The organism is Pseudomonas sp. G.S.17 (genome assembly GCF_038096165.1).
In the GTDB taxonomy this organism is placed as follows: domain Bacteria; phylum Pseudomonadota; class Gammaproteobacteria; order Pseudomonadales; family Pseudomonadaceae; genus Aquipseudomonas.
In genome coordinates, this window is record NZ_CP151076.1 from 4,150,102 (window position 1) to 4,175,766 (window position 25,665).

Below are 25,665 nucleotides of genomic sequence, written 5' to 3' on the forward strand. Positions count from 1 at the left end.
ATCATGCTTTACGACCTGATCATCCGCGATGCGCTGGTCATTGATGGCAGCGATACCCCGGGCTTTCGCGCCGATGTGGCTATTCGTGAAGGACGCATCCAGCGCATCGGCAGCCTCGACGGCGTGTCCGCCAGCGAAGAAATCAATGCGGCAGGCCGCGTACTGGCACCAGGCTTCATCGACGTGCATACCCATGACGACACCGTGGTGATTCGCAAGCCCGACATGTTGCCCAAGATTACCCAGGGCGTGACCACCGTGATTGTCGGCAATTGCGGGATCAGTGCGGCGCCGGTGAAACTGGCGGGCGATCCGCCTGATCCGATGAACCTGCTGGGCACGGCCGACGCATTCGTCTACCCACGCTTTATTGATTACCGCAACGCCGTGGACAAGGCCCGCCCGGCAGTGAACGTCGCCGCGTTGATCGGCCACACGGCGCTGCGCAGCAATCACATGGCGGATCTGCTGCGCACCGCCACCGCCGAAGAAATCAGCGCCATGCGCGAGCAACTGCGCGATAGCCTGGAAGCCGGTGCGCTGGGGCTGTCCACCGGCTTGGCGTATGCCTCGGCCTTTTGCGCCGAAACCGATGAGGTCAAGCAGTTGGCCGAAGAGTTGACGGCGTTCGGCGCGGTGTACACCACGCACTTGCGCAGTGAATTCGAACCGGTGCTGGAAGCCATGGATGAGGCGTTCGCCATTGGCCGTCACGCCAAGGCGCCGGTGGTGATCTCGCATTTGAAATGTGCCGGCGCGGGAAACTGGGGGCGCAGTCCGCAACTATTGGCGGCCCTGGAAAAAGCCGCGCTGGATCATCCCGTGGGTTGTGACTGTTATCCGTATGCCGCCAGTTCTTCAACGCTGGATCTGAAGCAGGTCACCGATGCCTTCCGCATCACGATTACCTGGTCGACGCCGTATCCGGATCAGGGCGGCCGCGACTTGCAGGACATCGCCGCCGACTGGAATCTTTCGCTGCAGGACACGGCCCGCAAACTACAACCCGCAGGTGCGGTGTACTACGGCATGGATGAGCAGGACGTACAAAATATCCTGCGTCATCCGCTGTCGATGATCGGCTCCGACGGCTTGCCGGAAGACCCGTTTCCGCACCCACGGTTATGGGGCGCGTTCCCCCGAGTGCTCGGGCATTTCAGCCGCGACCTTGGCCTGTTCCCGCTGCACACCGCCGTACACAAGATGACCGGGCTTTCTGCAGCGCGATTCGGGCTGCATGAGCGCGGGCTGATTCGCGAAGGTTATTGGGCTGATCTGGTGTTGTTCGACCCTGAAACTGTGCGCGACATCGCGGATTTCAAAGACCCGCAACGAGCGGCTGAAGGTATCGATGGCGTGTGGGTCAACGGGCAACTGGGCTATGCCGATGGCAAGGCTCAGGGCGAACGGCAGGGCAAATTCCTGCCGCGTGAAGGGTCGTTGGTGGCGGGATTCACGAAGGCCGAATAATTGTTGGAGGCTCGCCCGCGAACAACGATGACGCGGTGGAACTGGAACAGCGAGGCGCCTGATTCGCGGGCAAGCCTCGCTCCAACGAATCATCAGCCCACCACAACACCTCGGCATTCACCGAACCCGATGGACACCTGGCCTTCGCGCTTGCAGCGGGCGCGCAGGATCACTTCATCGCCGTCTTCAAGGAAGCGCCGCACTTCGCCGCTCGGCAAGGTGACGGTAGTTTTCCCGCCTTCGGTCATTTCCAGCAGGCTGCCGAACTGACCGGCCTGCGGACCGGACAACGTGCCGGTGCCGAACAGATCACCGGGCTGCAACTTGCAGCCGTTGACGCTGTGGTGGGTGACCATCTGCGCCAGGGTCCAGTACATATTCAGCGTGTTGCTCAGGGCCAGGCGCTCGGCGGGCAAGCCTTGCTCCTTCATCTGGCGTGTCAGCAGCAGGACTTCCAGTTCGATATCCAGCGCGCCGTTCCGCTGATCCGCTGTATCAAGCAGGTACGGCAGCGGCTGCGGATCGCCTTCAGGCCGTGCGGGTTGCGGGCTGCGGAATGGCGCGAGGGCTTCCGCCGTCACCACCCAGGGCGACACTGTGGTGGCGAAGCTTTTCGACAGAAACGGACCCAGCGGCTGGTATTCCCAGGCCTGGATATCCCGCGCCGACCAGTCGTTGAGCAGACATAGACCGGCAATGTGTTGCGGCGCCTCGGCGATATCGATTGCCTCGCTGCTGGCATTACCCGGCCCAATCCACACGCCCATTTCCAGCTCATAATCCAGCCGTTTGCAGGGACCAAACTGCGGCACGTCCTGACCCGGCGGCAGCGTCTGGCCGTTGGGCCGCTTGACGGGCGCGCCCGAGACACACAGCGTCGAGGCGCGGCCGTGATAGGCAATCGGCACATATTTATAGTTGGGCAGCAGCGGATTGTCGGGGCGGAACAGCTTGCCGACATTCATGGCGTGATGAATGCCAACGTAGAAATCGGTGTAATCGCCGACCCGCGCCGGCAGGTGCATCTGGCACTCGCTCATCGGGTGCAGCAACGCATCGATTGCTGCTTGCAGGCGCGCGCGCTGCGGGCTGTTTTCATCCAGCAGATGTAGCAACTCACGACGCAACGCCTGACGTGCGCCCGCGCCCAGAGCGAAGAAATCATTCAACTGATCGCGGCTGGCGGCTTCGGCGGCGGCTCGTGCGGCACCGTTGAAAAAACCCGCTTCGAGGGCGGCCTGCAGATCAAAAATCGAATCACCAATGGCCACGCCGCCGCGTGGGGCCAAGCCTGGGCGACTGAACACACCCAAGGGCAGATTCTGCAACGGGAAATCAGCGTGGCCGTTGGCGGACTCGATCCAGCTGCGAGTGTTTGAAGAAGCATTCATTGCGGCATTTCCCTGTTGAAAGTCTTGGCCATGCCGGTCCAGCAGGCGTCGTAGTCGGGTTGCAGTTGCGGGCATTCCAGCGCGAAGCGGCTGGGGCGCAACACCTTGCCGGTCTCGAACATGAAGGCCATGGTGTTTTCGATCTTGTGCGGTTGCAGTGGCGCGGCGACAGCTTTTTCCGCCGTGGCGTTATCCGGCCCGTGGGCGCTCATGCAGTTGTGCAGCGAAGCACCGCCCGGCATGAACCCTTCGGCCTTGGCGTCGTAGGCACCGTCGATCAGGCCCATGAATTCGTTCATCAGATTGCGATGGAACCACGGCGGGCGGAAGGTGTTTTCCGCCACCATCCAGCGCGGCGGGAAGATCACGAAATCGATATTGGCTTGGCCATGCACAGCACCCGGCGCCGTCAGCACGGTAAAAATCGACGGATCGGGATGGTCAAAACTCACTGTGCCAATGGTGTTGAAACGACGCAGGTCATACTTGTATGGCACGTTATTGCCATGCCAGCCCACCACGTCGAACGGCGAGTGATCCAGTTGCGTCGCCCACAGTTCGCCAAGGAATTTCTGCACCAGCAGCGTCGGCTCATCGCGCTCTTCGAACCAGGCAACCGGCGCCTGGAAATCCCGGGTGTTAGCCAGTCCGTTGCTGCCGATGGGTCCGAGATCCGGCAAACGCAGCGCGCTGCCGTGGTTCTCACAGACATAACCCCGAGCGCTGTCATCCAGTAGCTGGACGCTGAATTTCATCCCGCGCGGCACCACGACGATTTCCTGAGGCTCGACGTCCAGCAGACCCAGTTCGGTGACGATGCGCAGGCGTCCCAGCTGCGGCACGATCAACCATTCGCCGTCAGCGTTGAAGAACACCCGCTGCATCGAAGCATTGGCCACGTAGTTGTAAATGCTGACACCTTCAGCCTGCTCTGCCGACGCGGTGCTGGCCATGACGTGCAGGCCATCGATGAAATCCGTCGGCTGCGTGGGCAGGTCAAAGGCGTTCCAGCGCAGGCGGTTGGGCGTGATCGGCCCCATTTCGCCGGCAGCGATTTGCCGGTCCAGCCGCTGATAGCGAGGATGACTGGCGGACGGCTTGATGCGATACAGCCAGGTACGCCGCGCCTCTGCACGGGGCACGGTGAACGCAGTGCCGGAGAGCAATTCAGCGTACAGGCCCAGAGCATGTTTCTGCGGGGAGTTCTGGCCGACCGGCAAGGCGCCGGGCAGCGCTTCACTGCTGAACTGGTTACCGAAACCTGTCAGGTACTTCAGAGAATCGGCGTGTGGATGAGTGAACATCTCGACCTCTTATTGTTTTTCAGGTTATGCGACTGGATAAACGTAACGCGATTACGCATAACGTAATTTGAGTTTGAAACCGGGTCAAGCTATAAAGCAGCCTTCTCAGACCGGCGCACCTGTGTAATGACCGTTGAAATCGAAAGCCCCGCAGGCGGACGCCAGCAAAAGGTGCAAGCCGCCGAAGTCGGCGTGGGTATCCTCAAGGCACTGGCTGAACTGGCACCGTCGACCTCATTGTCGCGGCTTGCCGAGCACGTCGGTATGCCCGCCAGCAAGGTGCATCGCTATTTGCAGGCATTGATCGCCAGCGGTTTTGCCGAACAGGACGCTGTCACCAACCACTATGGCTTGGGGCGCGAGGCGTTGTATGTCGGGCTGGCGGCGGTCGGGCATCTGGATGTCTTGAAAATTACCGCGCCGCATCTGGCGACCCTGCGGGACGAACTCAACGAAACCTGTTTCCTGGCGGTGTGGGGCAACAAGGGGCCGACGGTTGTCTATGTCGAACCTTCCAGCGGCGCGGTGACGCTGGTGACCCAGATCGGCTCGGTGCTGCCACTGCTCGGCTCGTCCACCGGGCTGGTGTTCAACACCTTCCTCAACGCCAGCGAAACCGCCGGGTTGCACGAACAGGAATGGGCCGCCTTGAATACCGGGCAACGGCAGATGATCGAGCAGCATGTGCAGGACATTCGCAGCACGGGCGTGCATCAGATTCATGGCTTGCTGATGGCCGGCGTCAACGCCGTGTCCTCCCCGGTGTTCACCCTTGGCAACAAACTGGCCGGGGTGATCACCATGGTCGGTTCGGCGTCGGTGTTCACCGGCGCCGTGCAGGCTGATGCCGCGCAGCGCTTGCGGGCGGCTGCGCAGCTGATCAGCGCCAGGATGGGTGGGGACGCTCCAGCGGGATCCGGGATCAATCCGCCGTCAAAACCCCACGTTTGATCTGATCACGCTCGATGGATTCGAACAGCGCCTTGAAGTTACCTTCGCCAAAGCCGTCGTCGCCCTTGCGCTGGATGAATTCAAAGAACACTGGCCCCATCAGGGTTTCCGAGAAAATCTGCAGCAGCAGACGCCGCTCGCCGCCGTCTGACGTTCCATCCAGCAAAATCCCACGGGATTTGAGCTCGGCTTCCGGCTCGCCGTGATCAGGCAGACGACCCTGGAGCATTTCGTAGTAGGTTTCCGGCGGCGCGGTCATGAAGCGCATGCCCAGGGCTTTCAGCGCGTCCCAGGTCTTGATCAGGTCGTCGGTGAAGAACGCCACATGCTGAATGCCCTCGCCGTTGAACTGCATCAGGAACTCTTCGATCTGCCCCGCGCCCTTGGAGGACTCTTCATTCAGCGGAATGCGGATCATGCCATCCGGTGCGGTCATGGCCTTGGAGGTCAGGCCGGTGTATTCGCCCTTGATATCGAAGTAGCGCAGCTCGCGGAAGTTGAACAGCTTCTCGTAGAAGCTCGCCCAGTACGCCATGCGCCCGCGATACACGTTGTGAGTCAGGTGATCGATGAATTTCAGGCCCGCGCCGACCGGATTACGGTCCACGCCTTCGATGAAATTGAAGTCGATGTCATAGATCGAGGTGCCTTCGCCAAAGCGGTCGATCAGATACAACGGCGCGCCGCCAATGCCCTTGATCGCCGGCAAGTTCAGCTCCATCGGGCCGGTGGCGATTTCCACCGGTTGCGCGCCCAGTTCCAATGCGCGTTTGTAGGCCTTGTGCGAATCCTTGACCCGGAACGCCATGCCACACACCGACGGACCATGCTCGGCCGCGAAGTACGACGCGACGCTGTTCGGCTCATTGTTGAGGATGATGTTGATGCCACCCTGGCGAAACAGCGTGACATCCTTGGAACGGTGCGTGGCAACTTTGGTGAAACCCATGATCTGGAACACAGGTTCAAGGGCATTAGGCGTTGGCGAGGCGAATTCAATGAATTCAAAGCCCATCAGGCCCATCGGGTTTTCGTATAGATCAGCCATGGTCTGGCTCCTTGCAGGAAAGTGGAATTCTGGTTGTCAGATCACTTTCCTGCGGGTGGCGCGCAGGGGATTCCGCGCACACTGCGAGCGAGGAAATCACCGAAGATCAGTTGCAGGCCGAGAATTTTCATAAGGCCAAGACTACTCCGGCTTGTCGGATTGCGCATCGGGATGCGCTTGTTGGAATGCCCGATGTTCCAGGGCCAGTTGCTCAACCCGGACAATGCGCGGGTATGGGCTGAGGTCGACCTTGAAACGTCGGGCGGCATACACCTGAGGCAATACGTACACATCAGCCAGGCTCGGCGACTCGCCAAAACAGTAACTTTGCTCACCGATCATTGCCTCGACGGCGGCGAATCCCTGATTGATCCAGTGACCGATCCAGGCATTCACGTCGTTCTCGTCATGACCAAGACCGCGCAAACGATTGAGCACCGAAACATTGTGCAGGGGGTGGATATCACAGGCGATCAGCGCCGCAACCGCACGCTGGGTAGCGCGAACCTCAAGGTCCGCCGCCAACAGCGGGCGCTCGGGATAGCGGTCTTCGAGGTATTCGATGATCGCCGAAGACTGCGTCAGCACCCGGCCGTTCTCCAGCCGCAACACAGGCACCCGACAATGTGGATTGATGGCCTTGAAGTCCGGCTTGAGATGCTCGCCGCCGTCGCGAATCAGGTTGACGGGGATCGCCGTGACGTCCAGCCCCTTCAAGGCCAGCGCGATACGTACCCGGTAACTGGAAGTGGAACGGTAATAAGTGAAGAGGTCCACGGCGCGATACACCATTGTTGTTATTTCGTAATCGGTTTACGTAATGCGTAAATTGCGCGATTGACGGGGTGCTGTCAAGCGGAGGCCGACAGGGTCGACTCCGCCGCCCGGTAGGACCGGACTTGTCCGGGAAGGCGTCGGGTCTGCCAAGGAAGTTCGGCAGCGCTTGCACCGGCTTCTTCGGGGACAAGTCCCCTCCTACCGGGTTGTATAGCTCGGTAGGACCGGACTTGTCCGGGAAGGCGTCGGGTCTGCCAGGGAAGTCCGGCAGCGCTTGCACCGGCCTCTTCGGGGACAAGTCCCCTCCTACCGGGTTGTATAGCTCGGTAGGACCGGACTTGTCCGGGAAGACGTCGGGTCTGCCGAGGAAGATCTTCAGCGCTTGCACCGGCCTCTTCGGGGACAAGTCCCCTCCTACCGGGTTGTGTTGATTCGGTAGGACCGGACTTGTCCGGGAAGGCGTCGGGTCTGCCAGGGAAGTTCGACAGCGCTTGCACCGGCCTCTTCGGGGACAAGTCCCTCCTACCAGGCGTCAAACCCAACCTTCCAGCCGTAACGTCGCCCGCACCAGGCGTTGTTCCTCGTTTTCGATCTCGCGCAGGTTCTCGCAGATGCTTTGAATATGCGCGACAGCCGCCTTGCGGGCCTGCTCTGGCAGACGACCGGTGACGGCGTTGTACAACCGGGCGTGGTGGCGGTCGATCTGGCGTTTCTGGGGTTCGCGGTGGTACAGGTTGTTGACCGACGCGAAGACCGTATTGAGCAGCAGGTCAGTCAGTGAACGCAAGGTCTGCACCAGCACCGGATTATGCGACGCCTCGCAGATCGCCAGATGGAACGCATGATCCAGGCGGGCATGGCCGGAAGCGTCCAGATCACTGCCGTGAGCAGCGACCAGCGCGTCGTAGCTGCGGGTGATCAGGACAAAATCAGCGTCGGTGCCGCGCAATGCGGCCAGCCGCGCCGACTCCCCTTCCAGCAGGCTGCGCACCTCGAACAGGTCGTACAGCGTGCGCGGTTGCGAGCCGAACAAATGCATCAACGGCGAAGTCGGCGGGTGGCTGTTCATCTGCGCCACGAAAGAACCCTTGCCTTGCTCCGTTTCGATGATGCCTCGGGCACGCAGCAGCTTCAGACCCTCGCGCAAGGCGGTGCGCGACACACCCAGCTTTTCAGTGAGCCGCCTTTCGGATGGCAATAACTGCCCGACCTTGAGTACGCCATCGACGATCAACCGCTCTATGCGTTCACACACCACATCCGCGACCTGTGGTGCCTTGTACTTTGGAGTGCCTTGCATGCTTTACCTACTGGTATGACCAGTGAATACACGCGAACCGATAAAATGCTCGCACATCTACAACTAATTGTTTTTATTAGATTTTATAAAACAGATTTGATCAATTCGATTAAAAAACTGGTTCGACCACTGTTTTCTGTCATAGACAGTAAAGCCCGCGCGGCCAATGATGCAAGTCAGCCGTTCACTGCCTGATTCAACTTTCCTGTTTAAAAAAGAACAGCCCACTATAAAAACAACTCAGGGTCAGAAGCCCATCATGAATATTCTCTACGACGAACGCGTTGACGGCGTGCTGCCTGTCATCGATAAGCAAGGGTTGCTGCAAGACCTGCAACGTCAATTGCCCGACCTGGACATCCTGCACCGTCCCGAAGAACTGCGCCCTTACGAGTGCGACGGGCTGTCGGCCTATCGCACTACGCCGATGCTGGTCGCCCTGCCCCGTCATCTGGAAGAAGTGCAGACCCTGCTGAAGATCTGCCACCAGCGCCGCGTGCCGGTGGTCGCTCGTGGCGCGGGCACCGGACTTTCCGGCGGCGCCTTGCCGCTGGAGAAAGGCGTGCTGCTGGTCATGGCGCGGTTCAACAAGATTCTCGACATCGACCCCGCAGCGCGCCTGGCCCGTGTACAACCGGGCGTGCGCAACCTGGCGATTTCCCAGGCCGCCGCGCCGTTCGATCTATATTACGCGCCAGACCCTTCGTCGCAGATTGCCTGCTCCATCGGCGGCAACGTCGCGGAGAACGCGGGCGGTGTGCATTGCCTGAAGTACGGCCTCACGGTGCATAACCTGCTCAAGGTGGACATCCTCACGGTCGAGGGCGAACCCATGACATTGGGTTCCGACGCGCTGGATTCGCCGGGTTTCGACCTGCTGGCGCTGTTCACCGGCTCGGAAGGCATGCTCGGCATCATCACCGAAGTCACCGTCAAGCTACTGCCAAAACCTCAGGTCGCCCGGGTCCTGCTCGCAGCGTTCGATTCGGTGGAAAGAGCCGGTCGCGCCGTGGGCGATATCATTGCTGCCGGGATCATTCCTGGCGGTCTGGAAATGATGGATAACCTCGCCATTCGCGCCGCCGAGGATTTCATTCATGCCGGCTATCCGGTAGATGCCGAAGCCATCCTGTTGTGTGAACTGGATGGCGTCGAAGCCGATGTCCACGACGACTGCGCCCGGGTCCGGGAAGTGCTGACTAACGCTGGCGCCACCGAAGTGCGCCAGGCCAGGGATGAAGCCGAACGAGTGCGTTTCTGGGCCGGTCGCAAGAATGCCTTCCCGGCAGTCGGGCGACTTTCGCCGGATTATTACTGCATGGACGGCACCATTCCGCGTCGGGAATTACCGGGCGTGTTGCGCGGTATCACGGCGTTGTCGGAAGAGTACGGCCTGCGCGTCGCCAACGTGTTTCATGCGGGCGACGGTAATATGCACCCGCTGATCCTGTTCGATGCCAACCAACCCGGCGAGCTGGATCGCGCTGAAGCATTGGGCGGCAAGATCCTAGAACTCTGCGTGAAAGTCGGCGGCAGCATCACCGGTGAGCACGGCGTCGGCCGCGAGAAAATCAATCAGATGTGCGCGCAATTCAACAGCGATGAGCTGACGCTGTTTCATGCGGTCAAAGCCGCATTCGATCCCGGCGGCATGCTGAATCCCGGCAAGAACATTCCGACCCTGCATCGCTGCGCCGAATTCGGTGCCATGCATGTGCATATGGGCAAGCTGCCCTTCCCTGAACTGGAGCGTTTTTGATGGCTGCCGACAATAACTTCCAGGGCCGGGACGCCAGCGAGCAACTGCTGGAGCAGGTCAATCAGGCGCTGCAAAACGCTACGCCCCTGCGTATTCAGGGCGGCGGCAGCAAGGCTTTTCTCGGCCGTGACGTCGCTGGCGAAATACTCGATATTCGCGCCCATTGCGGCATCGTCAGCTATGACCCCACCGAACTGGTGATCACCGCGCGTGCCGGTACGCCCTTGAGCGAACTGGCCGCCGCGCTGGACGCCGCCGGGCAAATGCTGCCCTGCGAGCCGCCGGACTTTGGCGACGCCACGGTGGGCGGCATGGTCGCAGCCGGGTTGTCCGGGCCGCGTCGTCCATGGTCTGGCTCGGTACGCGACTTCGTGCTCGGCACGCGGGTCATTACCGGGCTCGGCAAGCATCTGCGTTTTGGCGGCGAAGTGATGAAAAACGTCGCCGGTTATGACCTGTCACGCTTGATGGCTGGCAGCTTTGGCTGCCTTGGCGTGCTCACCGAGGTTTCCCTCAAGGTCCTGCCCAAACCCCGGCTGTGCAGCAGCATTGCCCTGGAAATGGACAGCGAGCATGCCCTACGCCGCCTGGCCGAATGGGGCCAGCAACCGATCCCGATCAGCGGCGCAAGCCATGACGGCCGAGTGCTGCGCCTGCGTCTGGAAGGTGGCGAAGGTTCGGTGGCGGCGGCTCATGAGCGTCTGGGCGGCGAACAATTCGATCCAGCGTATTGGCAGGAACTGAACGCACAACGTCTGGAATTTTTCACCAGCGGCCAACCCTTGTGGCGCTTGTCAGTGCCCAACAATACCGGGGTGCTGGATGTGCCGGGCGAGCAACTGCTCGATTGGGCGGGCGCCCAGCGCTGGCTGAAATCCGATGCCGACGGCGCGACGATCCGCGCCATTGCCAGCGCCGCCGGTGGCCACGCTATCTGCTACAGCCATGGCCTGGAGGACAGCCCGTTTCACCCGCTGCCTTCGCCACTGCTGCGCTATCACCGCCAGTTGAAGGCGCAACTCGATCCGCACGGAATCTTCAATCCGGGCCGGATGTACGCGGAGATCTGAACCATGCAGACCACCCTGAGCGACAAAGCCCGCCAGCTGTCCCGCGCCGAGGAAGCCGAAAGCATTCTGCGCAGTTGCGTGCATTGCGGTTTTTGCAACGCCACGTGCCCAACTTATCAGTTGCTCGGCGATGAACTGGACGGCCCACGCGGCCGGATCTATCTCATCAAGCAGGTGCTGGAAGGCAACGAAGTCACGGAAAAAACCCAGCTGCATCTGGACCGCTGCCTGTCGTGCCGCAACTGCGAAACCACCTGCCCGTCCGGCGTGGATTATCACAACCTGCTGGACATCGGTCGCGCCGTGGTCGATGCCGCCGTGCCGCGCCCACTGGGCCAGCGCCTGCTACGGGAAAGCCTGCGCGCCGTGGTGCCCAACGCGGCCCTGTTCAAATCCCTGACGCAACTGGGCAACACCTTTCGCCCGTTGCTGCCTGGCAGCCTGAAAATCAAATTGCCGTCGAACATTACCCCAGCCAAGGCGCGGCCTGCGGTTCGTCATGCGCGCAAGGTGTTGATGCTCGAAGGCTGCGTGCAACCTGGCCTGTCACCCAATACCAATGCCGCCACCGCGCGGGTGCTGGATCGCCTGGGCATCAGTGTCACGCCCATCGCCCAGGCCGGTTGCTGTGGCGCGGTGGATTATCACCTCAATGCGCAAGAGGCAGGCCTGAACCGGGCGCGGCGTAACATCGACGCATGGTGGCCGAGCGTCGAGGCTGGCGCCGAAGCCATCGTCCAGACCGCCAGCGGCTGCGGAGCTTTCGTCAAGGACTATGGACACCTGCTCAGCGGCGACCCGGCCTATGCCAGCAAAGCGCAACGCATCAGCGCGCTGACCAAGGATCTGGTTGAAGTGCTGCGCGACGAACCCCTGGAAAATCTCGGGGTTGCCAGCGACCTGCGCCTGGCGTTCCATTGCCCCTGCACGTTGCAGCATGCGCAGAAACTCGGCGGTGCCGTGGAAAGCGTACTATCGCGACTCGGCTTCAACCTGACCGCCGTGCCGGACGCGCATCTGTGCTGCGGTTCGGCCGGTACCTATTCGATCACGCAACCGGAGCTTTCCAAGCGGCTGCGCGACAACAAATTGAACGCACTGGAAAGCGGTCGGCCGGAGGTCATCGCCACCGCCAATATCGGTTGCCAGACACATCTGGCCGGCGCAGGCCGCACGCCTGTACGGCACTGGATCGAACTGATCGAAGAAGCCTTGCACTAATTACGTATCCCTCAACAACAACCTTGTGGAGACACCGATGAAAACCAAAGCTGTCCTGACCCAGACCGAAGTCACCCAGATCCTGGCCGCCGCACGTGCCGAAGCCAACAGCAACAGCTGGGCGGTGTCCATCGCCGTGGTGGACGATGGCGGTCACTTGCTGGGCTTCGAACGCCTGGATGGTTGCGCGCCGATTGGTGGCTACATCTCGATCGAAAAAGCCCGCACCTCGGCGCTGGGCCGTCGCGAATCCAAAGGCTACGAAGAAATGGTCAACGGCGGCCGCACCGCCTTCCTGTCCGCACCATTGCTGACTTCCCTGGAAGGCGGCGTGCCGTTGATCGTCGATGGTCAAGTGATCGGCGCAGTGGGCGTGTCCGGCGTCAAGGCTGACCAGGATGCACAAGTGGCCAAGGCTGGCGTTGCAGCGATTGGCTGATTCTGCCTCGCCTTTGTTGGAGCGAGGCTTGCCCGCGAATCGGTATTCCAGTCGATCTGGATATCGCCTGAAATAAAGCCTTCGCGGGCAAGCCACGCTCCTACGGATCGCATTCCAAACAGATGGCCAAGCGCAGCTTGCCCCCCACAACCGGAGAACCCCAGATGACCGATTTCGTCCAATGCCAACGCCTGAAGGTGGCGGTTAATCTGCAACGCTTCGTCAACGACGACGTACTGCCCGGCACGGGCCTGGATCAAGACGCTTTCTGGGCCGGATTCGACGCGCTGGTTCACGAACTGGCGCCGATCAATCGCAAGCTGCTCGCCGAACGCGACCGCCTGCAGATCGAACTGGACAAATGGCACAAGGCGAATCCCGGACCGATCAAGGACATGCCAGCCTATCGCGCCTTTCTCGAATCCATTGGCTATCTGCTGCCGGTTCCGCAGCAGGTTGCGGCGACCACCGCCAACGTCGACATCGAAATCAGCGAGCAATCCGGCCCGCAACTCGTGGTGCCGGCAGTCAACGCTCGTTATGCACTGAACGCCGCCAATGCGCGCTGGGGTTCGCTGTATGACGCGCTGTATGGCACCGATGCAATTTCCAGCGCCAACGGTGCCGACATCAGCGCCGGTTACAACCCGCTGCGCGGTGCGAAAGTCATCGCCGCCGCCCGCGCCTTGCTCGATGAGGCAGCACCGCTGCTCAAAGGCTCCCACGTCGATGCGACCGGCTACAGCGTCGCAACCGGTGAGCTCAGCGTAACCCTGGCCGACGGCAGCCAGACATCCTTGCAACAACCGGAAAAATACCTCGGTTACCAGGGCGACCTGAACCAGCCCAAGGCGATTCTGCTGAAGAATCATGGCCTGCACATTGAAATCCAGATCGATCCGCAGAGCCCGATCGGCAGCAGCGATCCGGCTGGCGTGAAAGACCTGCTCCTGGAAGCGGCCGTCTCGACCATCATCGATTGCGAAGACTCAGTGGCCGCCGTGGATGCCGACGACAAAGTGTCGGTTTACCGCAACTGGCTGGGCCTGATGAAAGGCGACCTGACCGAAGATCTGGTCAAGGGTGGCAAGACCATTACCCGTCGCCTCAATGCTGACCGCCAATACACTCGCGCCAGCGGCGGCGAGATCAAACTGCACGGCCGCTCCTTGCTGTTCATTCGCAACGTCGGCCACTTGATGACCAACCCGGCAATTGTCGACGGCGAAGGCCACGAGATTCCCGAAGGCATTCTCGACGGCGTGATCACCAGCCTCATTGCCCTGCACGACCTGCAAAGGCGCGGCAACTCGCGCACCGGCAGCGTGTACATCGTCAAACCGAAGATGCACGGCCCGTTGGAAGTGGCGTTCGCCGAGCAGCTGTTCAGCGCCATCGAGGACATCCTCAAGCTGCCGCGCAACACGTTGAAAATGGGGATCATGGACGAAGAGCGGCGCACCAGCGTCAACCTCAAGGCGTGCATCAATGCGGCTTCGGCGCGGGTGGCGTTCATCAACACCGGCTTCCTGGATCGCACCGGCGACGAGATTCACAGCGCCATGCAGGCAGGTCCGATGTTGCGCAAGGGCGACATGAAAAACACCCCGTGGATCAAGGCTTACGAGCGCAGCAACGTGCTGGTCGGCCTGGCCTGCGGCCTGCGTGGTCGGGCGCAAATCGGCAAAGGGATGTGGGCCATGCCGGATCGCATGGCGGACATGCTCGAACAGAAAATCGCTCACCCGAAATCCGGCGCGACCACTGCCTGGGTGCCTTCCCCAACCGCCGCAACCTTGCACGCGCTGCACTATCACAAGGTCGATGTCCGGGCGATTCAGGAAGACCTCGAACAGGTCAGCCTGAACAGCGTCAGCGAAGAAATCCTCAACGATCTGTTGACCATTCCGGTGGCGGCAGAAGCCAAGTGGAGCACCGAGCAGATTCGCGAAGAAGTGGAAAACAACGCGCAGGGTTTGCTGGGCTACGTGGTGCGCTGGGTCGAGCAAGGCGTCGGCTGTTCCAAGGTGCCGGACATCCATAACGTCGGCCTCATGGAAGACCGCGCGACACTGCGGATTTCCAGCCAGCACATTGCCAACTGGCTGCATCACAAAGTCATCGACGAAGGGTTTACCCGCGGCGTCCTGGAACAGATGGCCAAGGTGGTGGACAAGCAAAACGCGGGCGACTCGCAGTACACGCCGATGGCGGCTGACTTCAAGAAGTCAGTGGCATTCCAGGCGGCGTGCGCGCTGGTGTTCAAGGGTCTGGAACAGCCGAGCGGCTATACCGAGCCGTTGCTGCATGAGTTTCGGTTGGAGTTCAAGAAGGCGCAGTAACCGAAGGATTCGTGGGAGCTTGCTCGCGAATCGGCCGTAGGAGCGACTGTAGGAGCGACTTCAGTCGCGAGCCTCTCATCAATTGCTCTCCCGGCTAAAGCCGGTCCTACAGCAAGCCTCGCTCCCACCGATTGTTATCCTAAGAACTCTCCCGCACCATCAACTCAAACCCCAGGTCCACCTGGGGTTGTTGCGCAATGCCATCGATCAAACCCAACAGCAACTGCGCGGCGCGTTGTCCGACCTCCTCGCGGGGGGTGCGGATCGAGGTCAGGCGCGGGACCATGTGCGCCGATCCCGGCAAATCATTGAAACCAATCAGCGACACCCGCTGCGGAATCGCGATGCCATGGCGCAATGCCTCCAGCGCAGCGCCCTGGGCCAGGTCGTCGTTACAGAAAAACACTCCGTCCACGTCCGGGTGCTCAGCCATCAACTTCATGAACAACTCCGCGCCCAGCCCGATCGAAGAAGGCAGTGGTGAGCTGCCTTGCAGTGCAGGATCGTAAACGCCCTCTTCCTCCAGCACCCGCCGAAAACCCTGGCCGCGCTGCAGCACGCGAGGATCAAGCTGCGCGGAAATGTAAGCCAGACGCTTGCGTCCCCGTCCCAACAGATGCCTCGCGGCTTCGGCTCCCGCTTCTTCCTGAGAAAAACCGACGCAGTACGCCCCGCGCACCGTATCCAGTTCCATCATGTGCACACAGGGCACGCCGCTGGCGGCCAGCAACTCACGCAACGCTGGCGTGTGGTCAAATCCCGTCAGCAACATACCGCGCGGGCGATTCGCCAGATAATTGCGCAGCAGGTTTTCCTCCTCCACGGGCGAGTAGTGATAGTTGCCGATCACCACCTCCAGGCCGCGAGTGCGCAGCACGTTTTGAATCGCTTCCAGGGTTTCGATGAACAGCTGGTTGGACAGCGATGGCACCAGCACCACCACCGTCTGGCTTTGAGAAGAGGCCAACGCCCGTGCCGCCGGGTTGGCGACATAGCCAAGGCTCTGCGCGGCAGCGCGAACTTTCGCCACCAGCTCGGGCGCAACGGTAGTAACGCCGCGCAAAGCGCGGGATGCCGTGATGGGGGAAACAGCCGCCAGACGTGCGACTTCATTGAGGGTCGGACGACCGGTGGAACGGGAACCAATGCGTGTCATGCGTTGCCAACTAACATAGGAATAAGCAAGGGGGTTGCCAAAAGTGGCGAATGGGCTCTAAGGTAGCGCTGTCTCACGGCCCCTACAATGCTTATTCGCAGGTCACACAACTGACGCGAGTAGCTCCGATGACGACCGATGCAACTAAAACAATGACAAGAACTGGAAGCAGGTCTGACTGTATTTTTGTCCAACACGGCAAAGACAGCGCTGTCTCCGGAAGAGGTGGAAAATTGTGACAACTGCGAATTCTGCAATTACCGCCCTCGTGGTGATGGGTGTTTCCGGCTGCGGCAAAAGTGTCGTTGGCGCTGAAATCGCCTTGAACAGCGGGGGTCGCCTGATCGAAGGCGATGCCTTTCATCCGCCAGCCAATATCGAAAAGATGAGCGCTGGACATCCCCTCAACGATGAAGACCGTGCCGGTTGGCTGACCCGTCTGGGCGAAGAGATGGCCACTGCCCTGAGCAACGGCGAACATCCGGTGCTGACCTGTTCCGCACTCAAGCTTATTTATCGTGAACGCCTGCGCCAGGCCGTGCCGGGTCTTGGCTTTGTGTTCCTGGAGCTGACCAAGGAAGTCGCCACGGAGCGCTGCTCCCATCGCCCAGGCCATTTCATGCCCGCCAGCCTGGTCGATAGCCAGTTCGCCACGCTCGAACCTCCTTATGGCGAAGATCGCACTCTGGTGGTCGATGCAACCCAACCGATCAGCTCAATCGGCAAGCAAGCCGCCGACTGGTGGAAAGCGTCTAAAGCCGACTAAAGGCGTGAGCGCAAAAGACAGCGCTGTCTCATCGCCGCAACAGGTCGACGTGGCAGCGCCAACAGTAGCTCCATAAAAAACAATGACAACCGGAGAGACATCCAATGTTCGGCATGAGCCATGACACGTACCTGTTGGTCGATGCGGTGGTAACCATCATCGGCCTGATTTTGTTGATCACCAAGTTCAAGGTCCACCCTTTCATCGCGCTGACGATTGCCGCAGGCTTTCTCGGCCTGACCTCCGGCATGCCGGTGGACAAAGTGATGAAATCCTTCCAGGACGGCTTCGGTGGCGTACTGGGCTTCGTCGGTATCATCCTCGGCCTAGGCACCATGCTCGGCAAGCTAATGGCCGACTCCGGTGGTGCGGACCAGATTGCCCAGACCCTGATTCGGGTGTTCGGCAAACAGCGCGTGCACTGGGCGATGATGTTCGCCGCGTTTCTGGTGGGCATCCCGTTGTTCTTCGAGATCGGTTTCGTCCTGCTGATCCCGCTGGTCTACATCGTGGCGCGTCGCACTGGCGTGTCCATCGTCAAGATCGGCATCCCGTTGCTGGCTGGCCTGTCAGCCGTACACGGTCTGGTTCCGCCGCATCCGGGTCCGCTGCTGGCCATCGGGATCTTCGGTGCTGACATCGGCAAAACGATTTTCTACGGTCTGCTGGTTGCCCTGCCGACTGCGATGATCGCCGGTCCGATCTACGGCAAGTGGATTTCCAAATATGTACCCGGTACGCCATCCCCCGAACTGATGGAACAGATTGGCAAGGAATCCAGCAGTGACAACCTGCCGGGCTTCGGTATCACCCTGGTGACGATCCTGCTGCCGGTGTTCCTGATGCTGCTCAAGACGTTCGCCGATATCGTGGTCCCGGACGGCAATACCTTCCGCATCTGGATGGACTTCATCGGCCACCCGATCACCGCCCTGCTCGCCGCCCTGCTGCTGGCGTTCTACACCTTTGGCGCGGCCCGTGGCTTTGATCGCACCAAGATCATGAAACTGCTGGATCAGAGCCTGACACCGGTTGCAGCCATCGTGCTGATCGTCGGTGCTGGCGGTGGCTTCAAGCAGATGCTGGTGGCCAGCGGCGTGGGCGACCTGATCGGCCACATGGCAGTGCAGGCGCAGATCAACCCGATTATGCTGGCCTGGCTGGTGGCAGCGGTGATTCGCATCGCAACCGGTTCGGCAACCGTGGCGACCATTACCGGTGCGGGCATCGTTGCCCCGGTGGTCGGCCTGATTCCGGGCGTTAACCGCGAGCTGCTGGTGTTGGCGACGGGTGCGGGATCGCTGATCCTGTCTCACGTCAACGACGCGGGTTTCTGGCTGGTGAAACAGTACTTCAACATGACCGTGACCGAGACGTTCAAGACCTGGACCGTGATGGAAACCATCCTGTCGGTGGTGGGCATCATCTTTATCATGTTGTTGTCGATGCTGGTTTGAATTGAGTGATGTGTGACGACGCCTTGAACCGAGTGGCACCAACAGCATTTGCGGTGCGGCTTATTGAGGTTTCGCCCTGACGGTCGAGTCCTTTTGTTTCGGCAAAAGGACGAAACCATCTGCGCTGACGTCCGGCCCCTGCTTCGCAGCGGTTCCTTCGACTCCGGTGCCGTGGTGTGGGTACGCGCCGACGCGCCACCCCTGGCGCAACGGCGCTCGACCGGCATCCATGCCGGTCGCCCCACCCCACGACACCTGCGCTCAGCCTTCCGACGCGCGTTTGGCGGTGTCTGCCAGATCGCGGCACGGAAAGCGAAGATCAAAGCACGGGGCAAGGGCTGAACGCCGATTCCGTTAGAGCGATATTGCAACCCGAAATTCAGGGCGCAACACAGCAACAAATAACCTACCGCTTCATCCCGATCCGCTTGCGCATATCTGCGGTAATCGTCTGCTTCACCTTCGCATACCCCGCCCACGGATCGTCCTGATCTGCCAGCCGCTCCATGAAATTCTGAATATTCCAGCCATTGGCGCCTTTGAGCTGGGCGACTTCTTCGCGCAACACCGGCACTGAAATCGGTAGTCCATCCCGCGTACGCGCCGAGAATGCGCAGATCGTGGTGGCGCCCTGACTGTTGCGCAGGTAATCGATGAAGATCTTGCCGACCCGATTCTTCGGCCCGGACACTGCGGAAAATCGTTCCGGCAGTAACTTCGCCATATGCGTGACGATGGCCTGGCTGAACGCCTTGACCTCGTCCCAGCCAGCCTTGGGTTTGAGCGGCACGACAATGTGAATGCCTTTGCCGCCACTGGTCTTCAGGAACGACTTGAGGCCCAGCTCATCAAGAATGGTCAGGGTCAATTGCGTGGCTTCTACCATATGTTTCCAGGGCAAGGCCGGATCGGGGTCAAGGTCGAGGATAAAGCGGTCAGGATGGTCGAGATCCGCCGAAGTCGCATTCCAGGTGTGCAGTTCGATGGTGCTCATCTGCACCGCACCAATCAGCGCCTCGGGGTTGTCGATGATCATGATGGGCTGGCCAGCGTGTTCCTTGCCGAGACTGATCAGGCCTGGAATTGCCAGCTTGTCGGCGTTTTTCTGGAAGAACAGCTCACCGGCGATACCTTCCGGCGCCCGAACCAGCGCAACGGGCCGGTCCTGCAAATGCGGCGCGATCCATGGGAAAACCTGAGCGTAGTACTGAGCGAGCTGCATTTTCGTCGCGCCGCTGCTGGCATCGATGACCCGCTCGGGATGGGTGATGCGGATCTTGCCGTCGCCGGACGCTTTTTCGGCAGCTTTGGATTTAGAGGGAGCGGTTTTCGCGGATGGGCTCGAGTGTTGTTTCGCGCTACGGGGTTTCGGCTTCTCGACCGCAACCGCAGGCTTGGCCTGTTCTTCGCTGATCTGCGTGGCGGGCTTGTCGTCGCGCAAGCCATGGAACACTGCATGACGCACCGAACCTTCCCGAGTCATTTCGGCAAATGCCACTTCCGCCAATAACTCGGGTTTGAGCCAATGCACGCCTTTGGCTTCGAAGCCGGTGGGTGGATTGACCACCGGGGCGGTCTTGACTTCAAGAGGCTTGAGACGCGCGTGAATACTGCGCAGCGTGGCCTCGTTGAAACCGGTGCCGACTTTGCCCGCGTAACGCAATTCGCCACTGTCAGCATCATGCAGGCCCAGCAGCAAGGCGCCGAAAGCGTTGCGGCTGCCCTTGGGTTCGCTGAAGCCGACCACCACGAATTCCTGACGATGCTTGCACTTGAGCTTGATCCAGTCCGAGCTGCGTCGCGACTGATAGAGGCTGCCAACGCGCTTGCCGATCAAACCTTCCATCTTCATCTGACAGACGCTGTTGAGCATGTTGTCCGCCGACTCGCTGAAGTCCTCGGAAAAACGCAGTGCGTCATCGGTGCCGCGTTGCAGAACTGCCGCCAGCGCGGCGCGGCGTTGTTCGAGCACCACCTCGCGCAAATCCATGCCATTGAGATACGGCATGTCGAACAGGTAAAACACGATGCTGTCGTGGCTTCCGCTTTCAAATGCATTCTGCAGCGCCTGAAAATCCGGCATACCGTCTTCGTCGGCAACCACCACTTCGCCGTCCAGCCAGGCGGACTCCAGGCCAAGGTTCTTCAAGGCCTTGGTCTGGCGCGGCATTTTTGCGCTCCAGTCATGGCCGTTGCGGGTAAACAGCTGGACCTTGCCATGATCAATGCGGGCCATGATGCGGTAACCATCGAACTTGAGCTCATAGCGCCAGTCACCGCCGGGCGCGCTTTCCACCAGCGTCGCCAATTCGGGCTTGATGGTTTCCGGCAACCGGGCGACCTGAGCGCCGGTCAGGGCGATGGCTGGCGGGGCTGTGGCATTCTTTTTTGCAATTTGTTTCGGGGGTTTTGCCGGGGCTTTTTCTGTGGCGCGCTTCTTTGCGATCAGGCTGCGCTCGCTCAGGACGCTATCCGGCTGGTCTTCGACAATGTCGTATTCAGCCTTGGCGCGGGCGAAGGAGTCCTTGGATTTGATCAGAAACCACTGTTCCTGCTTACCCTCCAAATGAGTGCGTACCAGGTTCCACAGGCCGCCGAGCTTTTCCCCTTCGAGCTGGAATTTGAGCCGGCCTTTTTCATATGCGGCAACAGGATCGCCCTGGGGAATCCAGACGCCGCGATCCCAGACAATCACATGGCCCGCGCCGTAATGACCTTGCGGAATATGGCCTTCGAAGGCGGCGTAATCCAGTGGGTGATCTTCCACATGCACGGCCAGGCGCCGGACTGTCGGGTCCAGACTAGGGCCTTTGGGCACCGCCCAGCTTTTGAGTGTTCCGTTTATTTCCAGGCGAAAGTCATAATGCAGGCGAGTAGCATCGTGCTTCTGGATACAGAATTGTAAGGCATGCTCGGCATCCGATTTCCTACGAGACTTGACGCCTTTTTCGCTTTTATTGCCAGAAGGCTCCGGCGTAGCTTCAAAGTCACGCCTAAGCTGATACTCATCCAGGGATCTGTTCATGGTTCACCTCTGCGCATTGCAATAAAGAGCAAAGCGGTCGGTGATAGTTCAGCGCCGGGGAATGAAAGCTTTGTTAGCTCCCCAGTAAACTCGGGCATTTGCAAGCAAAAACAGGCAGAATTAGCGTACTCACCACGTCAGTGATTCAAATACCCGTGACAGAAGAACGAGCCAAGGGAATTAAATTCACCCCGGCACCGTCATACTGATGGACGCATTTGGATGTACTCGGCAATATTCACCACGCAAAGGCAAACGCCAGCTTCTTGGTAGAGGCGTTTCAAGAGGCCATCAAGGAAAAGATTATGTTGATACTCACCCGCAAAGTAGGCGAAAGCATAAACATTGGTGACGAGATCACCGTCACGATTCTTGGCGTTCAGGGTCTTCAGGTCCGGCTAGGCATCAATGCTCCAAAAAATGTTTCTGTGCATCGTGAAGAAATCTACAAACGCATCCAGGCGGAGCTCGCGCCCAACCAAGACCCACAATGAATTCGTAGCGTCACCCAAATTCAAGCCGACCTGCCTCATCGTTGCGGGCAGATCGGCCGCACGGCGTCCACTATGACGCCGTTTTTTATGCCTGGGATTCAGGTATTTGTGGAGCGAGCTTGCTCCCCCAAGGCATCCGCTACCATTTGTCTGACTTCCAGAACTCTGCGAAAAAATCACCCCTCCATCTCAAGTAAGCATTGAGACCGACGCTGAGCCCGTTGTCGCCGCTGTCGTTGTGAGCTGAGCTCGTCTTCTTTTGGTGAACCCGAATGGACGGTGAATAAGAAATGAACACAACTTCTGAGAACTCGCCCGGCAATACCCAACACAAAAGCGCGCCGCCCGAGGAACATCTGCAGCACTTGCAGGATGATGCAAAGGCTGCTTTGGAGAGTGCCAAGGAGCACGGAACGGCACAGTTCGAGCAGTATCGGGACACCGCTGCCGAACAGATCACTGCACTGGCGCAAGGTGCGCAGTCGGCTGCGCAACAAATGGAAGGCAGCGATACCCTGGGGCTCTCGCACTACGTCACTGACATCGCGCAGGACATGGCGACCCTGGCTGACAACCTGCGGGGCAAAAGCGCTGACGAACTGTTGCAGCAGGCGGGCAAACTGGCGCGGGACAATCCGGCGCTGTTTCTGACCGGCAGCGTTGCGCTGGGCTTTGGCCTCTCGCGTTTCCTGCGGGCATCGAGCCCTTCGCCCACGTCTTCGTCAACCTCCCCGATAAAGTCTTCTGAGCCAAGTGATGCGGCGGGTGAGCGTTACCAGACCGGAATCAATCCGGCCATCGCCGCTGACGAAGAGCTGCCCGTCACGCCACCGCATACCGATGACGTTTATCACAGCGCCCGGCCTGGCATTCCAGACCGCTCGGCATCGCCCGACGCAGCAGGTCCTGGCAGTTCATCGGCTGCGTACGTACCTGTCGATCCATTGGGCAGCTCTGCGACCTGTCCCGACACCGACGCATCGGCCCGCCAACCGGACGAGGTGCCTAAAGGCGGTTCTTCCAGAGGAGACCTGTAATGGCCACGACACCCAATATGCCTCCCACCGGTTCTGAGAACGAGACTTCGGTGCTGGGCCTGATCCGTCAGCTGGCCCACGAAGTGCCGGCACTGGTCACCAAGGAACTGGCCCTGGCCAAGGCCGAACTCAGGGAAACCGTCGAGACCACCAAGGCCGGTGTGGCCGCAGTCAGCGGCGGTGCCGTCGTGATGCTAGCGGGTTTGATCATCGTTTTGCTTGCCGCGGTGTATGCGCTGGCGATGGTCATGCAGCCTTGGCTCGCCGCGCTGATCGTCGGCGTAGTGGCCATGGTCGTCGGCTTCATGATGGTCCAGTCCGGCAAAAAACAGTTCGAAGCCTCGAACCTTAAGCCTGAACGCACGGTTAACTCATTACAGAAAGACAAGGAAGCCATCCAGAGGAAAGTCTCATGAGCATTGATAGCAGCTTTGAAAGCAGCCTTGAAACGAAGGAATCCTTTGCCGTGGAATCCGAAAAAAGTCCGGAAACCCTGGAGCGTGAGATCGACGCCCAACGTTCGAGCATCGGCAATATCGTCGACGCTCTGGAAAGCAAATTCTCCCCCGGCCAACTGGTCGACCAAGCCTTGGCGTATGCCAAAGACAATGGCGGCGAGTTCTTCGGCAATCTGGGCAGCACGATCAAGGCCAATCCCGTGCCGACCGTGCTCACCTCGGTAGGCCTGCTGTGGCTGATGCTGGGTCAGAATCGCAGCCCTGCGCCCTCTTCCGCAGCTACCGGTTCCGGGACTTCCAGCCTCGGCCATCTCGGTGAGCAGATCAGTGACATGGCCCATAACGTGACTGACTCACTGGGCAGTGCGCGCAGTCGTATCGAAGAGACCGCTCATCGCATGAAAGACAAGGCCAGCGATGTGACCGACAAGGCCAGCAACCTGACCGGCAGCGTCAGCGACAAGCTCTCGTCCGCCGGACAACGGCTGAACATGGGCAGTCACGACGCCAGCGACGCCTTGCAGGAACAAGCCCGGAAGGCGCAATCGAGCGTCAATTACATGCTGCGTGAACAGCCATTGGCCCTGGCGGCCATCGGCATCGCGCTGGGCGCAGCAATAGGCGCGGCGTTGCCTGCGACCCAACGGGAAAACCAGTTGATGGGTCAAGCCAGCGATCACCTGACCGACAAGGCCAGGCAAGTCGCGACCGAAGGTTACGACAAGGTCAAGGAAGTGGGCGCTGATCTTGCGGGCCAGGCCAAATCGATCGCCTCATCAGCAAGCTCGGGCAACACGGGCACCATGGAGTTCAGCAGCCCGAGTAAAACCGCGCCCAATGCGGGGACCGGTCTGGGCTAAACAAAAAGCCACCAGCACAGGTGCGTAAAACAGGAATCGGGCCGTAATGGCCCGATTCTTTTTACCTATCCCGTCATTTAGGTCTGGTGAGTTGCTGGACGATCTTGTCCTTGATCTCCAGGCGTTTTTCCTTGAGTTTTTTCAGTTGATCATCGCTGATATTGCCCGCTGAACCGGATTCGGCATCGAGCACGCCAGTATCTATCTGGCTGTAATCAATGAGCAGCTTATTGAGTTTCCCGTCGCCTTCCGTGCGCTCGGCAACCTGCGCCCTGGTAAGCCCCAAATCCTTGTACAAATCGTGTTTGACCGGCATAGCGACACCTCTCTTCTTGCTGCGATGATCTTAAAGGTATGAGGCTGGGCACTGTCTTAGGTTCGATGCAATCGTCATTGCTCACGCAGACGCCGCGCTTCATAGGCCTTCAAATGAGTGTAGGCAAACTCGAGTACTGACAGCTCACCCGATGCCAAGCCCTGTGCATCACGCCGGGCCAGCAGGTCACCGAGGACATGTTCGGCCTCAGTGGGCGCCCCGCGCTCGATGTCGCGCAGCATCGACGCCATCATTTTCGAGCCCGGCGCAGTGAGCATTTTCAACAGTCGCTGACGAACCGGTTCACGCAGTGGAAAGCCGCCAGCCGCCGCGACGCTGGCACATTCTGCGAACAACCTGACGATCAACGGTTTGCCATCGGCGACCAATACATCGCCGAGACTGGCCCGCATGGCGCAGGTAATACCGGCGCCGGTGGCGATGAAGCACCACTTCTCCCACATTTCCTGGACGATGAACTGGCTCAGACTGGCCTCGAAGCCGGCATCGGCCAGGGCCTCCGCCACGCGCAGGATGCGCGTGGTCAAGGCGCCGCTCAGCTCGCCAAACGACAGCTGATTGGTGTCATTCAAATGCAGGATCGCACCCGTAGCGTCCCGATCCAGGGAAATCAGGCACTGGCCGCCCAGCACGTTCGCGCCGTCGAACCGCGCGCAAAGCCGGTCCAGATGCGCCATGCCGTTGAGCAACGGCAGGATTGCCGTGTCGGGACCGACGGCTGCAGCGAACGAGTCCATGGCCGCATCGAGATCGTAAGCCTTGCAACTGAGAATGATAAGGTCATACGGATCGCCAAGCATCTGCGTCAATACGTGGGGCGGCGATGGGTACTGGATGTTGCCCAGCGGGCTGCGCACCACCAGACCGTCGCGATTCAGCTCCTCGGCGCGGCCGGGACGCACCAGAAAGGTCACATCGCGTCCGGCCTCAAGCAACCTGCCACCAAAATAACCGCCTATCGCTCCTGCCCCAACGATCAGAATCCGCATGATGTCGTTCTCCT

Annotated in this window: 22 protein-coding genes; 13 read left to right on the forward strand and 9 right to left on the reverse strand. The window is 60.1% G+C overall.

Annotated features, from left to right (window positions below; all coding sequences use genetic code 11):
- The first annotated feature begins 3 nt into the window (after nucleotides 1-3).
- Nucleotides 4-1,470: a D-aminoacylase gene (locus tag AABC73_RS19490; protein WP_341520552.1), complete on the forward strand. Its 1,467-nt coding sequence runs from the start codon at nucleotides 4-6 to the stop codon at nucleotides 1,468-1,470.
- A 92-nt stretch (nucleotides 1,471-1,562) separates the two neighbouring features.
- On the opposite strand, the gene fahA is transcribed toward AABC73_RS19490, so the two are convergent.
- Both fahA and hmgA read right to left on the reverse strand, forming a co-directional pair.
- Nucleotides 1,563-2,861 carry a fumarylacetoacetase gene (gene fahA, locus AABC73_RS19495; protein ID WP_341520553.1) on the reverse strand — a complete coding sequence of 433 codons (1,299 nt, stop codon included), beginning with the start codon at nucleotides 2,859-2,861 and terminating at the stop codon, nucleotides 1,563-1,565.
- The gene (hmgA, locus tag AABC73_RS19500; RefSeq protein WP_341520554.1) at nucleotides 2,858-4,165 is read right to left on the reverse strand and encodes a homogentisate 1,2-dioxygenase; all 1,308 of its coding nucleotides are present in this window, start codon (nucleotides 4,163-4,165) and stop codon (nucleotides 2,858-2,860) included. The genes fahA and hmgA overlap by 4 nt, the downstream gene beginning before the upstream one ends.
- A 126-nt stretch (nucleotides 4,166-4,291) precedes the next feature.
- Here hmgA and AABC73_RS19505 point away from each other — a divergent pair, with 126 nt between their 5' ends.
- Entirely contained in the window at nucleotides 4,292-5,116 is an 825-nt protein-coding gene (locus tag AABC73_RS19505; protein WP_341520555.1) for an IclR family transcriptional regulator, read from the forward strand.
- Here the strand turns inward: AABC73_RS19505 and hppD are convergent.
- From hppD to glcC, 3 genes are all read right to left on the reverse strand, one after another.
- A complete protein-coding gene (gene hppD, locus AABC73_RS19510; RefSeq protein WP_341520556.1) occupies nucleotides 5,088-6,164 on the reverse strand; it encodes a 4-hydroxyphenylpyruvate dioxygenase in 1,077 nt (358 codons plus the stop codon). The genes AABC73_RS19505 and hppD overlap by 29 nt on opposite strands.
- Nucleotides 6,165-6,305: 141 nt before the next feature.
- Nucleotides 6,306-6,941: a maleylacetoacetate isomerase gene (gene maiA / locus AABC73_RS19515; protein WP_341520557.1), complete on the reverse strand. Its 636-nt coding sequence runs from the start codon at nucleotides 6,939-6,941 to the stop codon at nucleotides 6,306-6,308.
- A 532-nt stretch (nucleotides 6,942-7,473) separates the two neighbouring features.
- Nucleotides 7,474-8,241, reverse strand: a complete 768-nt coding sequence (gene glcC, locus AABC73_RS19520; protein ID WP_341520558.1) for a transcriptional regulator GlcC — start codon at nucleotides 8,239-8,241, stop codon at nucleotides 7,474-7,476.
- A gap of 259 nt (nucleotides 8,242-8,500) precedes the next feature.
- On the opposite strand from glcC, the gene glcD reads away from it, so the two are divergent.
- The 5 genes from glcD to AABC73_RS19545 all read left to right on the forward strand — a co-directional run bounded on the left by glcD (nucleotide 8,501) and on the right by AABC73_RS19545 (nucleotide 15,072).
- Entirely contained in the window at nucleotides 8,501-10,000 is a 1,500-nt protein-coding gene (gene glcD / locus AABC73_RS19525; protein WP_341520559.1) for a glycolate oxidase subunit GlcD, read from the forward strand.
- Complete coding sequence (gene glcE / locus AABC73_RS19530; protein ID WP_341520560.1) at nucleotides 10,000-11,070, forward strand: glycolate oxidase subunit GlcE; 1,071 nt, start codon at nucleotides 10,000-10,002, stop codon at nucleotides 11,068-11,070. Before glcD ends, glcE begins: the two co-directional genes overlap by 1 nt.
- 3 nt (nucleotides 11,071-11,073) lie before the next feature.
- Nucleotides 11,074-12,291, forward strand: a complete 1,218-nt coding sequence (glcF, locus tag AABC73_RS19535; RefSeq protein ID WP_341520561.1) for a glycolate oxidase subunit GlcF — start codon at nucleotides 11,074-11,076, stop codon at nucleotides 12,289-12,291.
- Between the two features lie 37 nt (nucleotides 12,292-12,328).
- Entirely contained in the window at nucleotides 12,329-12,730 is a 402-nt protein-coding gene (locus AABC73_RS19540; protein ID WP_331150050.1) for a heme-binding protein, read from the forward strand.
- A 164-nt stretch (nucleotides 12,731-12,894) separates the two neighbouring features.
- Complete coding sequence (locus AABC73_RS19545; protein WP_341520562.1) at nucleotides 12,895-15,072, forward strand: malate synthase G; 2,178 nt, start codon at nucleotides 12,895-12,897, stop codon at nucleotides 15,070-15,072.
- Between the two features lie 139 nt (nucleotides 15,073-15,211).
- On the opposite strand, the gene AABC73_RS19550 is transcribed toward AABC73_RS19545, so the two are convergent.
- Nucleotides 15,212-16,228: a LacI family DNA-binding transcriptional regulator gene (locus AABC73_RS19550; RefSeq protein WP_341520563.1), complete on the reverse strand. Its 1,017-nt coding sequence runs from the start codon at nucleotides 16,226-16,228 to the stop codon at nucleotides 15,212-15,214.
- A 274-nt stretch (nucleotides 16,229-16,502) separates the two neighbouring features.
- On the opposite strand from AABC73_RS19550, the gene AABC73_RS19555 reads away from it, so the two are divergent.
- Nucleotides 16,503-16,994: a gluconokinase gene (locus AABC73_RS19555; RefSeq protein WP_341524286.1), complete on the forward strand. Its 492-nt coding sequence runs from the start codon at nucleotides 16,503-16,505 to the stop codon at nucleotides 16,992-16,994.
- 104 nt (nucleotides 16,995-17,098) lie between these two features.
- Nucleotides 17,099-18,451 (forward strand): GntP family permease, encoded by a 1,353-nt coding sequence (locus tag AABC73_RS19560; protein ID WP_341520564.1) that lies wholly within the window; start codon nucleotides 17,099-17,101, stop codon nucleotides 18,449-18,451.
- 406 nt (nucleotides 18,452-18,857) lie between these two features.
- Here AABC73_RS19560 and ligD read toward each other — a convergent pair whose 3' ends face one another.
- Nucleotides 18,858-21,476, reverse strand: coding sequence for a DNA ligase D (gene ligD, locus AABC73_RS19565; protein ID WP_341520565.1), 2,619 nt, complete (start codon nucleotides 21,474-21,476; stop codon nucleotides 18,858-18,860).
- 305 nt (nucleotides 21,477-21,781) lie between these two features.
- Between ligD and csrA the strand changes: the two genes are divergently transcribed.
- The 4 genes from csrA to AABC73_RS19585 all read left to right on the forward strand — a co-directional run bounded on the left by csrA (nucleotide 21,782) and on the right by AABC73_RS19585 (nucleotide 24,325).
- The gene (gene csrA / locus AABC73_RS19570) at nucleotides 21,782-21,970 is read left to right on the forward strand and encodes a carbon storage regulator CsrA (RefSeq protein WP_002554157.1); all 189 of its coding nucleotides are present in this window, start codon (nucleotides 21,782-21,784) and stop codon (nucleotides 21,968-21,970) included.
- A gap of 290 nt (nucleotides 21,971-22,260) precedes the next feature.
- Nucleotides 22,261-23,007: a hypothetical protein gene (locus AABC73_RS19575; RefSeq protein WP_341520566.1), complete on the forward strand. Its 747-nt coding sequence runs from the start codon at nucleotides 22,261-22,263 to the stop codon at nucleotides 23,005-23,007.
- Nucleotides 23,007-23,423 carry a phage holin family protein gene (locus AABC73_RS19580; RefSeq protein WP_341520567.1) on the forward strand — a complete coding sequence of 139 codons (417 nt, stop codon included), beginning with the start codon at nucleotides 23,007-23,009 and terminating at the stop codon, nucleotides 23,421-23,423. Before AABC73_RS19575 ends, AABC73_RS19580 begins: the two co-directional genes overlap by 1 nt.
- Entirely contained in the window at nucleotides 23,420-24,325 is a 906-nt protein-coding gene (locus AABC73_RS19585) for a DUF3618 domain-containing protein (protein ID WP_341520568.1), read from the forward strand. The genes AABC73_RS19580 and AABC73_RS19585 overlap by 4 nt, the downstream gene beginning before the upstream one ends.
- Nucleotides 24,326-24,398: 73 nt before the next feature.
- On the opposite strand, the gene AABC73_RS19590 is transcribed toward AABC73_RS19585, so the two are convergent.
- Entirely contained in the window at nucleotides 24,399-24,641 is a 243-nt protein-coding gene (locus AABC73_RS19590; RefSeq protein WP_341520569.1) for a DUF465 domain-containing protein, read from the reverse strand.
- Nucleotides 24,642-24,715: 74 nt separating this feature from the next.
- A complete protein-coding gene (locus tag AABC73_RS19595) occupies nucleotides 24,716-25,651 on the reverse strand; it encodes a ketopantoate reductase family protein (protein ID WP_341520570.1) in 936 nt (311 codons plus the stop codon).
- Nucleotides 25,652-25,665 lie beyond the last annotated feature (14 nt).